Genomic DNA, 3740 nt, shown 5'->3' with positions numbered 1-3740 from the left:
TAGGAGATACGGGAATATGGCAGTGTTTCTTTGAGAACATTGGAGAAGGCGAGGAATACAAATATAAGATATTAAAAAAGGACGGAACCACAGTTCAAAAGTCCGATCCATATGGCTTTTATGCAGAGAGAAAGCCGGGAACATCTTCCGTTGTTGCAAACATGGATGGATATGAATGGAAGGACGACAAGTGGATTGAGAAGAGAATGGGCCTGAAGCTTTATGACGGACCTATGAATATATATGAAATACACCCGGGCTCATGGAAGAAGCATGAAGATGAAAGCCACCTGAACTACAGGGAACTGGCGGATGAGCTTGTGCCGTACCTTAAGGAGATGAACTACAACTATTTAGAGCTCATGCCTGTCATGGAGCATCCCTTTGACGGATCCTGGGGATATCAGATAACGGGATACTATTCAATCACAAGCAGATATGGAAAACCTGATGATCTTAAGTATCTAATAGACAAATGCCATCAGAACAATATAGGTGTGATTCTGGACTGGGTTCCAGGGCATTTCTGCAGGGACGAGCAGGGACTCCTTAACTTTGACGGGTCCGAGCTTTACGGACATATAGACCATCCCAACTGGGGAACAAAGAAATTCAACTTCGGAAGAAGCGAAGTAAGGAATTTTTTAATATCAAATGCGTTATTTTATTTTGACAAATACCATGTAGACGGGTTGAGGGTTGACGGTGTAACATCCATACTTCACCTTAATTTCGGAATGGAAGAGGAAATATTCAGAAACAGAGAGGGTGGCACAGATGACCTTGACGGTGTGGATTTTCTAAAGGAGATGAACACGGCAGTGTTTGGGAAGTATCCCTTTGCCATAATGGCTGCAGAGGAATCCACCGACTGGCCTTTAGTGACATCACCTGTTGAATCTGGAGGTCTTGGCTTCAATTTCAAGTGGAATATGGGGTGGATGAACGATACAATCTCATATATGAAAAATGACTTTTTTTTCAGGAAGAATGATCACGATAGAATCACATTTTCATTGCACTATGCCTTCAATGAGAATTTTATACTTCCATTTTCCCATGACGAGGTTGTACACGGCAAAAAGAATCTAATAGACAAAAGCTTCGGAACCTATGAGGAGAAGTTCAAGAATTTAAAGGTTCTGGCAATGTATCAGATGACACATCCAGGAAAGAAGCTTAACTTCATGGGCAACGAAATAGGACAGTTCATGGAATGGAGATATTATGAGGAAATAGAATGGTTTATGCTTGAATATCCAATACACGATGCACACAGGGAATATGTTAAGAGGTTGAACAAACTGTATATGAATGAAAAATCATTATGGCAGCAGGACAACAGCTGGGACGGATTCCAGTGGATAGATGCTGACAACAGGGATCAGAGCATGTTTTCCTATATAAGGTGGGGTCTTGATGATTTCATTGTGACTGTTCTAAATTTCACTCCAAATGTCCACGAGGATGCATGGATCCAGGTTCCTCAGGAAGGTGAATACAGAGTCATACTCAGCAGTGACGATGATAAATACAACGGAACAGGATCCACCTACAAAAAATACATAAAATCTGAAAGGGATGAATTCAATCCCGATAGGAATATTATAAAGATAAAGATACCGGGACTTTCTGGACTTATGATAAAGAAGAGAAAAACAAGGAAGCGAGGTTGAGATGTTTACAAATAAAGATGAATTTAAACAGGAATATCTGCAAAGATTTAAAGAAATCACTGGAGAATGCTTCGAGGAGAGCGGCAGCATAGACAAGTACATTGTTCTTGCATCTCTTATCATGAAGCATGCATCTGTATACATGGCGAATAGTCATTCCTTAATGAACAGAGAAAACAATGAAAAGAGACTTTACTATTTTTCGATGGAGTTTCTAGTTGGAAAGCTTCTTGGAATGAATCTAATGAAGCTTGGTGTTCTTGATATTGTCACCGAAGGGCTTAAGGATCTTGGAGTTGACATCAAGGATGTTGAAGATGTGGAAAAGGATGCAGGTCTTGGGAATGGTGGTTTGGGAAGACTGGCTGCATGCTTTCTCGATTCCCTCGCCTTTTTAAATATACCTGCAATGGGAATGGGAATAAGATACAGATATGGTCTTTTTGAACAGAAAATCCACGAAGGTAATCAGGTGGAGTTGCCTGATAAGTGGCTCAAATATGGAAACCAGTGGGAGATAAAGAAGGCTTCAAAGCCTGAAATAATAAGGTTTTACGGAAATATTAGAACTGTTGAAAAGAAAGGGAAACTAGTATCCTACCATGAGAATTATGAAACTGTACAGGCTATACCCTATGATGTACCAATTGTCAGCAGCAGTTCTAAAATTGTAAACTTTCTGAGGCTTTGGAGTGCTGAAACTACAGATGCCTTTGACTTCCATCTTTTTAACCAGGGAAACTATATGGAGGCTCTTAGAAAGAAAACTAATGCAGAATCCATTACACAGGTTCTCTATCCAAACGACTCCAATTATGAAGGACGTTTGTTGAGACTTAAGCAGCAGTATTTCTTTGTCAGTGCTGGTCTCAAAAGCATAAGAAGAAGATATAAAAGAAACAATGAAAATATGAAAGAGCTTTCAAACAAAATCCAGATACAGATAAACGACACCCATCCCTCCCTTGCAATACCTGAACTTATGAGAATACTTATGGATCATGAAAGGATGGAGTGGGATGAAGCATGGAAGCATGTGAATGAAATATGCGCTTATACAAACCATACAATTCTTCCGGAAGCACTGGAGACATGGCCTCAGGAAATGATGAAATGTCTGTTGCCAAGGATTTATATGATAATTGAGGAAATTGACAAAAGGTTCAAGGAAGAAGGCAGCGATGATACAAGGGAGTTGAGAGCAAGAAATTCAATACTCAGAGACGGTCTTGTACATATGGCAAATCTGGCAATAATAGGCTCGAAATCCGTTAACGGAGTTGCAAAACTCCATACTGATATTCTAATAAATGAAACATTCAAGGAGTTGTATGAACTTTATCCACACAAGTTCAATTCAAAGACAAATGGAGTATCTCACAGAAGATTTCTCATGAAGTCCAATCCATTGCTTACAGATGCAATCAGCAATGCCATTGGAGAAGAATGGAAAACAAATCCTGACAAGTTGATGGATCTTATCGGTCATTGCACCGACAAGAAATGTCTTGAAATGCTTAAATCAGTTAAAAGGGAAAACAAGGAAATTCTTGCAGCATATGTGAAGAAAACTATGTCCATAGACCTTGATGTTGACTCTATATTCGATGTACATGTGAAGAGAATACATGAATACAAGAGGCAGCTTATGAATGTACTCCACATAATATATCTTTATGACAGGATCAAAACGGATAAAATTAAGATATATCCTAGAACCTTCATATTCGCAGGAAAGGCAGCACCGGGATATCATATTGCAAAGAAGATCATAAAGCTTATAAACACTGTGGCTGATAAGGTGAACAATGATCCAGAGGCAAACAAATACCTGAAGGTTGTTTTTCTTGAAAACTTCAATGTAACATTAGGTGAAACCATATATCCAGCGGCAGATGTGTCTGAGCAGATTTCAACTGCAAGCAAGGAAGCAAGCGGTACAGGTAACATGAAGTTCATGATGAATGGAGCTGTGACACTGGGAACACTTGACGGAGCAAATGTTGAAATAATGGAAAAGGTGGGAGAAGATAATATCTTCATTTTCGGGCTAAAGTCGGAAGA

The 3740-nt window shown here is 39.4% G+C and carries 2 protein-coding genes; both read left to right on the top strand.

Going from position 1 to position 3740, the window contains the following annotated elements; all coding sequences use genetic code 11:
- Positions 1-1676: 1,4-alpha-glucan branching protein GlgB (glgB, locus tag AC3AX0_RS09085; RefSeq protein ID WP_487549980.1), on the top strand; the 1676-nt coding region annotated here is incomplete at its 5' end.
- A 1-nt stretch (position 1677) separates the two neighbouring features.
- Positions 1678-3740: glycogen/starch/alpha-glucan phosphorylase (locus AC3AX0_RS09080; RefSeq protein WP_487549979.1), on the top strand; the 2063-nt coding region annotated here is incomplete at its 3' end.

This window comes from Dethiosulfatibacter sp. (genome assembly GCF_983023055.1).
Note: the sequence above shows the minus strand (reverse complement) of the source record. Positions and strands in the feature narration are given on the sequence as shown.